Annotated in this window: 6 protein-coding genes; 4 read left to right on the forward strand and 2 right to left on the reverse strand. The window is 62.1% G+C overall.

Annotated features, from left to right (window positions below):
- From AC1D1P_RS09635 to AC1D1P_RS09650, 4 genes are all read left to right on the forward strand, one after another.
- Positions 1–2942, forward strand: a 2942-nt coding sequence (locus tag AC1D1P_RS09635) for an efflux RND transporter permease subunit (protein WP_477672809.1), incomplete at its 5' end; no start/stop codon positions are given.
- 156 nt (positions 2943–3098) lie between these two features.
- Positions 3099–4145 (forward strand): SDR family oxidoreductase, encoded by a 1047-nt coding sequence (locus tag AC1D1P_RS09640; protein WP_477672810.1) that lies wholly within the window; start codon positions 3099–3101, stop codon positions 4143–4145.
- A gap of 69 nt (positions 4146–4214) precedes the next feature.
- Entirely contained in the window at positions 4215–4499 is a 285-nt protein-coding gene (locus AC1D1P_RS09645; protein ID WP_477672811.1) for an acyl carrier protein, read from the forward strand.
- A 26-nt stretch (positions 4500–4525) separates the two neighbouring features.
- A complete protein-coding gene (locus AC1D1P_RS09650; protein ID WP_477672812.1) occupies positions 4526–5758 on the forward strand; it encodes a beta-ketoacyl-[acyl-carrier-protein] synthase family protein in 1233 nt (410 codons plus the stop codon).
- 118 nt (positions 5759–5876) lie between these two features.
- Here AC1D1P_RS09650 and rfaE2 read toward each other — a convergent pair whose 3' ends face one another.
- Positions 5877–6383, reverse strand: coding sequence for a D-glycero-beta-D-manno-heptose 1-phosphate adenylyltransferase (rfaE2, locus tag AC1D1P_RS09655; protein WP_477670610.1), 507 nt, complete (start codon positions 6381–6383; stop codon positions 5877–5879).
- Positions 6384–6460: 77 nt separating this feature from the next.
- Positions 6461–7330 carry a ferritin family protein gene (locus AC1D1P_RS09660; RefSeq protein ID WP_477670609.1) on the reverse strand — a complete coding sequence of 290 codons (870 nt, stop codon included), beginning with the start codon at positions 7328–7330 and terminating at the stop codon, positions 6461–6463.
- Between the last annotated feature and the right edge of the window lie 404 nt (positions 7331–7734).

A 7734-nucleotide genomic window follows, 5' to 3' on the forward strand; every position in this document is an offset into this window, starting at 1 on the left:
CGGAAGTAGCCCGCAAGCTTGAAAACTCCATTGCCACCGTACAGGGCCTCAAGCACATCTACACCAAGGTGCAGGACGGCGGTGTGAGCGTGACCGCCGAATTCCGGCTGGAAAAGCCGGTACAGGAAGCCGTGGACGATGTGCGCGCGGCCGTGTCGAAAGTGCGCAGCGAATTGCCCGGCGATGTGCGCGATCCGGTGGTCAGCAAGATGGACCTGGCCAGCCAGCCGGTGCTGGCCTTCACCATCCGCTCGCCGCGCATGGACGAGGAAGCGCTGTCCTGGTTTGTCGACAACGACATCTCCCGCAAGCTGCTGGCCGTACGCGGCGTCGGTGCGGTGAACCGCGTGGGCGGCGTCTCGCGAGAAGTCCGCATCGCGCTGGATCCCTCGAAGCTGCAGGCCCTGGGCGCGACAGCTTCCGACATTTCCCGCCAGTTGCGGCAGGTGCAAACCGAAAGCGCGGGTGGACGCGCCGACCTGGGCGGCAGCGAGCAGCCCATGCGGACGCTGGCGACGGTGAAGTCCGCACAGGAGCTGGCGCAGCTTGAGCTGGCGCTCAGCGACGGACGGCGTATCCGCCTCAGCGAGGTCGCCGCCGTGAGCGACACGACCGCAGAACCGCGCGCCGCCGCGCTGCTCGACGGCAAGCCTGTCGTCGGCTTTGAGGTGTCCCGCAGCCGGGGCGAAAGCGAAGTGGCGGTCGGCGCCGCCGTGCAGGCGGCGCTGGCCGAGCTGAAGCAGCAATACCCCGAAGTGGAAGTCCACGAAGCCTTCAACTTCGTCACGCCGGTGCAGGAAGAGTACGACGGCTCCATGCACCTGCTGTACGAAGGCGGCATCCTGGCGGTGCTGGTGGTGTGGCTGTTCCTGCGCGACTGGCGCGCCACCTTTGTGTCGGCCGTGGCGTTGCCGCTGTCGGTGATCCCGGCTTTCATCGGCATGCACCTGCTCGGCTTTTCGATCAACGTCATCACCCTGCTCGCGCTGTCGCTGGTGATCGGTATCCTGGTCGACGATGCCATCGTCGAGGTCGAAAACATCGTGCGGCACCTGCGCATGGGCAAGTCGCCGTACGAAGCCGCCATGGAGGCAGCCGACGAAATCGGCCTGGCCGTGGTGGCCACCACGTTCACGTTGATCGCCGTGTTCCTTCCCACCGCCTTCATGAGCGGCGTGGCGGGAAAATTCTTCAAGCAATTCGGCTGGACGGCCTCCCTGGCGGTGTTTGCCTCGCTGGTGGTGGCGCGCGTGCTGACTCCCATGATGGCGGCCTACATCCTCAAGCCCGTGGTGGGCACGCACTCCGACCCAGGCTGGATGAAGTGGTACATGCGTGCCACGACCTGGTGCCTGCATCACCGCCTGAAGACCATGATCCTGGCCACGCTGTTCTTCTTTGGCTCGGTGGCCTTGATCCCGCTGTTGTCCACGGGTTTCATTCCGCCCGACGACAACTCGCAGACACAGGTCTACCTGGAACTGCCGCCCGGCGCAACACTGGCGCAAACCCGGGCCTCGGCCGAACATGCGCGATTGCTGATCAGCAAGGTCAAGCACGTCAAGAGCGTGTACACCACCATCGGCGGCGGGTCGGCCGGCACCGACCCGTTCGCGATGCAGGGCGCAGCGGAAACCCGCAAGGCCACACTCACCGTGCTGCTGGACGAGCGCAGCGAACGGCCGCGCAAGCAGGGGATTGAAAGCAAGATGCGCACAGCGCTGGAAGCCCTGCCGGGCGTGCGCAGCAAGGTGGGGCTGGGCGGCTCGGGAGAGGCTTACATCCTCATGCTGACTGCTGAAGATGCCAATGCCCTGCAAACCGCGGCGCTGGCGATTGAAAAAGACCTGCGAACCATTCCCGGTCTGGGCAATATCTCGTCCAGCGCCAGCCTGGTGCGCCCCGAGATTGCCATCAAGCCGGATTTCGCCCGGGCAGCAGACCTGGGCGTGACCAGTTCAGCCATGGGTGAAACCCTGCGTATCGCCACGGTTGGCGACTACGAAGAGTCGCTGCCCAAGCTCAACCTTTCGCAGAGGCAGGTGCCCATCGTCGTCAAGCTGGATGAAGCGGCGCGCAAGGACCTCAGCGTGCTGGAGCGTCTTGCAGTTCCCAGCGTCAAGCCGGGCGTCGGCCCCGTCATGTTGGGACAAGTGGCGAGCCTGGAGATCACGGCCGGCCCGGCCGTGATTGACCGCTACGACCGCTCCCGCAACGTCAAGTTCGAGATTGAACTGTCGGGCCGGGCGCTGGGGGACATCACCGAAGCCGTGAAACTGCTGCCGTCCGTCAAGAATCTGCCGGCCGGCGTCAAGGTGGTGGAAGTCGGCGATGCCGAGGTCATGGGCGAACTGTTTGGCAGCTTCATCCTGGCCATGGCGACCGGCGTTCTGTGCATCTATATCGTGCTGGTGCTTCTGTTCAAGGATTTCCTGCACCCGGTGACCATCCTGGCCGCCCTGCCGCTGTCGCTAGGCGGCGCCTTTGTCGGCCTGTTGATCGCACAGAAGAGCTTTTCCATGCCCTCGCTGATCGGTCTCGTCATGCTGATGGGAATCGCGACCAAGAACTCCATCTTGTTGGTCGAATACGCCATCGTCGCGCGGCGCGACCACAATATGTCGCGCTGGGATGCGCTGCTGGACGCCTGCCACAAGCGGGCACGGCCCATCATCATGACCACGCTGGCCATGGGTGCGGGCATGATGCCGATTGCCCTGGGCTTCGGCGCGGCCGACTCCAGCTTTCGCTCACCGATGTCGATCGCGGTGATCGGCGGCCTGATCACCTCCACCGTGCTCAGCCTGCTGGTGGTGCCTGCCGTGTTTACCTACATCGATGACCTGGAGCGGCTGATCAAGCGCATGGCGGCAAGATTGCGCGGCCACGGCAGTGAAAAGCCTGAAAACGGCCAGCCCGCCGCTGAATCAGGCGCCCCATAAGCTGCAAAATAATGCACATACAGCCGCGTACCGCTTTGTAAAAGGCGGATCAGACGTGTAATTTTGCTGATTTGGACAGGTCCGTCCGAGTGAATTAGGGCTGACCGTCCAATACCCCTCGCTTATACTTGCAGGTTCAGCTTTACATTTCTTAACATGTCAAAACGCGTACTGCTTTCGGGCGCAACAGGCCTGATTGGCGGCGAATTAATGCTTCTTTTGGCTGCGCGCGGCGTTTACAGCACTGCTGTGGTGCGCGCTGCCGATTCGAACCAGGCCCGTGACCGTCTGCTGGATCGCCTGAAAAAGAGCGTCCTCTGGAAGCCCGAATTTGCCGACATGGTGTCTGCCGAGGCCGGCGATGTGGTCGAGCCCGGTTTTGGCCTCAGCGCTGCAGTTCTCCAATCGGCCGACGTCATCCTGCATTCGGCGGCCAGTACCTCGTTCAAGCCCGGTGCCGGGGTCTATCCCATCAATCTCAAGGCCGCCGAGCATTTTTCCGGCATCCTGAAAGACCTGCGGCCCTCACAACGCGGTTTTTTTGTTGGAACGGCGGCAGTGACCACCGAGCCGCGCGGCGTGATTACCGAAGACATGCCGTTTGCCGGCTATGCCAACGACTACATCAGGTCCAAACGCGATGCCGAAACACTGCTGCGCGGCAAAGGCCATCCTTTTGTGAGTTTGCGCCCGGGCATTGTGCTGTCGCGCGGGATTGACGACGCCAAACTGGCCCGCAACATGTTGTGGTCCATCCCGGTCATGGCCGAACTTGGTGATGTGCCGCTGGATCCCTTGGGCAAACTCGATTTCGCGCCGGTGGATTTCATCGCGGGCGCCTTTGCCGAAATGCTGCTCAAGGACGAGCTCCGGCACGATTGCTACCACGTGTCTACGGGCGAAGACTCCATGACCTTCGCAGCGCTGGCCGAAGAATTGAAAGCCAGCATGCCCGGCATCGGCAAGATGGTGATGCGCGGCAGGGACTTCGTGCCCACGCCGAAGTTTGCCCGCCAACGCTGGATGTTTGAAGCATTGCAGCCATATTTGCCTTTCCTGACGGCAGATGCGGTGTTCAGCAATGCGCGCCTGCGGGCGGAAATTGGCGCGGCAGCTGTCGCGCCTGCGCCCATTAGTTATCTGGGTGAATTATTGGGGACCTTCAGCCTGTCGGACGCCGTCAGGCAGATGTACACGCCCTGAGGTACGAAAACAACGCGGCTGCTTTTGTAAAATGCCCCTACAGGCCCGAAGAGGCCGGCCGTCATATCGATGGTGGGACAATGGCGGTTCGCATTACATATTTACTGGTTCGTGATGAATTCTGATTTGATTAATCTTTTTGCCGAGACATTTGGCATCAGCGAAGAAAAACTGCTGCCGGATGCCACGCTGGAGAGCCTGGGCCTCGACTCCCTCGCCGTCATCGAATTTCTGTTCCAGATTGAAGACCAGTTTGGCATTCAGATTCCGGACCAGGCCAGCCCGCCGCGCACCCTCGCCGAAATGGTCCAGCTGATTGAACCCCTGCTGCCATCAGGCAAGCCCGCCGCCTGAGCCCTGCCGGGCCCGCCAGACCGCCCATGCGTCGCGTAGCCATCACGGGTCTTGGCGTTGTTTCCGCCGTTGGAACCGGCACTCCCGCATTCTTCGAGTCCCTGCTTTCCGCCCGCTCCGGCATCCGGGGCATTGACATTGGCTTTCCCACCGGCAGCGAAAGCGTGCTGGCCGGCGCCGTCCAGTTCGACCCGGACCAGCATTTCCCCCGCGCCCGTCTCCTGACCATGGACCGGGTCAGCCAGCTCGCGGTGGTGGCTGGCCGCGAAGCCATGGCGCAGGCTGGATGGGGCCCTGAGGGTGGCTTCGCACCCGAGCGTTTCGGCGTCTCGCTGGGCACAGGCAGCGGCGGCGCAGGATCCACGGATGTGGCTTACACGGCATTGCTGGAGCAAAAAGTGGCGCGGCTGCGCCCCATGACGGTCGTGCTGGCCATGCACAACGCCATTGCCGCCCATGTGTCCATGGAGTTCGGGCTGAAGGGCCCCAGCAGCACGGTTTCCAATGCCTGCGCATCGTCGGCCACCTCCATTGGAGAAGCTTTCCGGCAGATCCGCCACGGTTATGCAGACGCCATGCTGGCCGGGGGTTCCGAGGCATTGCTGAACCGCGGCACCATCAAGGCCTGGCAAGCCATGCACACGCTGGCCAAGCCCCATGCCGACGGCGCCGAAACCTCGTGCCGTCCATTTTCGGTTGACCGCTCCGGTCTGGTGCTGGCCGAAGGCGCCGCCATGTTGGTCCTGGAAGAATGGGAAAGCGCCAAACGGCGCGGCGCCAATATCCTGGCCGAACTTTGCGGCTACGCATCCACCACCGACGCCCATCACCTGACGCAGCCCGACGCCCAGGGGCAATCACTCGCCATGACGCTGGCGCTGAAAGACGCGGGACTGCAGGCCGCCGACATCGGTTACCTCAATGCCCACGGAACCGCCACCGATGTCGGTGATGTCATCGAAACCAGCGCCATCAAGCTGGCCTTCAAGGACCTGGCCGGGCGCCTGCCCATCAGCTCCAGCAAAGGRGTGCACGGGCACGCCATGGGCGCTGCGGGGGCGATGGAATTCATTGCGAGTGTGATGGCACTGCGCGCGGGGCAACTGCCGCCAACGGCCTTCCTGGTGAACCCAGACCCGCGTTGTGACCTGGACTACATACCGCTGGCGGCACGCGATGCCAAGGGCCTGCGCGCGGTGATGTCCAACTCGTTTGCCTTTGGCGGCTCCAACGCCGTGCTGGTGGCGAAGTCCGCCTGAGGGCGACCACCCTCCGAAGAAAAGCCGGCCGGGCTCCCCCAATACCCAATACCCAATACCCAATACCCAATACCCAATACCCAATACCCAATACCCAATACCGGCGGATATCAGTGGATCAACTCGCAGCGCGGATTTTTTTCACCAGGGCCGTCGTCGAATAGCCATCCACAAACGGGATCGCCCGGGCGCTGCCGCCATACGCCTTGACCACCGCGGTCTCTGCCAGCTTGTCCATGTCGTAGTCTCCGCCCTTCACCAGCAGATCCGGCTGGAGCTCACGGATCAGCTCCAGCGGCGTGTCTTCGTCAAACCAGGTGACCAGGCTCACCGACTCCAGCGCAGCCATCATGGCGGCGCGGTCGTGTTCGTTGTTGAGCGGCCGGTCAGGGCCCTTGCCCAGCCGCCGTGCCGAGGCATCGGTGTTCAGCGCCACCACCAGGCTTGCGCCCAGCGCGCGTGCGTCGGCCAGGTAGGTGGCATGCCCGCGGTGCAAGACATCAAACACCCCATTGGTAAAGACAATGGGATGTGGCATTGAAGCAAGCCGCTGCCGCGCTTCTTCGCGGGGGACTATTTTTTGCAGGAAGTGGGTAGAGGAGGGGGTAGGGGGCTCGCTGGGCATCCCGCCACTTTAACGGAAGGCCCGGGTTACCACCCGGCTTCTGCCGCCCGAGGCACCCGGCCAGCGGACGTCGTGCATCAGGCGCCGGCAGGTGCCGGCTTGGCGGCGATGGACTCCGCCAGTTCCTTGGCAATTTCCTTGCGGTAGCGGTTCAGTTCCTGCACGGTCTTGAAGCTCTGGTTCAACAGCAGACTCAGGTTGTGCAGGATGCGTTCGACCACCTTGCCCTCCCACACCGCGTCAAACTTGATCTGCGTGTCGAGCCAGTGCTCCAGCCACTCGGGGTTGGGCAGGCGGCTCTGGATGGTGTCGCGCGGAAAAAGGCTTTTGTTCACATGCAGGTTGGTCGGGTGCAGCGCCTGGGCGGTACGGCGTGCGCTGGCCATCAGCACGCCCACCTTGGTGAAGGCGGACTTGGCTTCATTGCCGAAGTTGTTGATGGCGCGCTTCATGTAGCGCAGGTAAGCGCCACCATGGCGGGCTTCGTCCTGGCTCAGCTGGGTATAAATCTGCTTGATGACAGGTTCGGTATGCCATTCGCTGGCGCGGCGGTACCAGTGGTTCAGGCGGATCTCGCCGCAGAAATGCAGCATCAGCGTTTCCAGCGCGGGTGCGGGTTCGAACTCGAAACGCACTTCGTGCAATTCTTTTTCCGTGGGAGCGAGGTCCGGGCGGAAGCGCTTGAGGTATTCCATCAACACCAGCGAGTGTTTTTGCTCTTCAAAAAACCAGATGGACATGAAGGCCGAGAAATCGCTGTCGTCCTTGTTGTCGCGCAGGAACATTTCCGTGGCGGGCAGCGCAGACCATTCCGTGATGGCATTCATCTTGATGGTCTGGGCCTGCTCGTCGGTCAGCTTGGACGCGTCAAAACTTGCCCATGGAATGTCCTTGTCCATGTCCCAGCGGACGGATTCAAGTTGTTTGAACAGTTCGGGATAAAGCATGAGAACTCCTTCGCAAGGGATATGCAGATATATCTGCCTCGGATGTCCTGCGGGAGCATCCTGGGTACTTGTAACGATTTTAGGCGGCTAATGTGACAACGGGCGACTTATGCGCTATTTACCGGCAAATCAGGGTAATTCGGACCCCATTCCGGCGTGTTGGACCACACAAGTGCTCTTTTTCGGACTGCATTGTGCCAAATAAAGCCATGCAGACCCTGGATAGTCCGGGGCTGAATTCCCGCTGAATCCATTCACCGCGATACGGGCGTATCGTCAGGGCATGTTGTGAAACATGTATGACAGCGCCAGAATAAACCTGAATCAGCCCGATCACCAGCCCGCGAGTTTAGCCAATGACCGCCACTGCCATCTCTTGCGCCCCCCGCCGGGCGGCCCAGTTC

The organism is Polaromonas sp. P1_E1_2 (assembly GCF_056406035.1).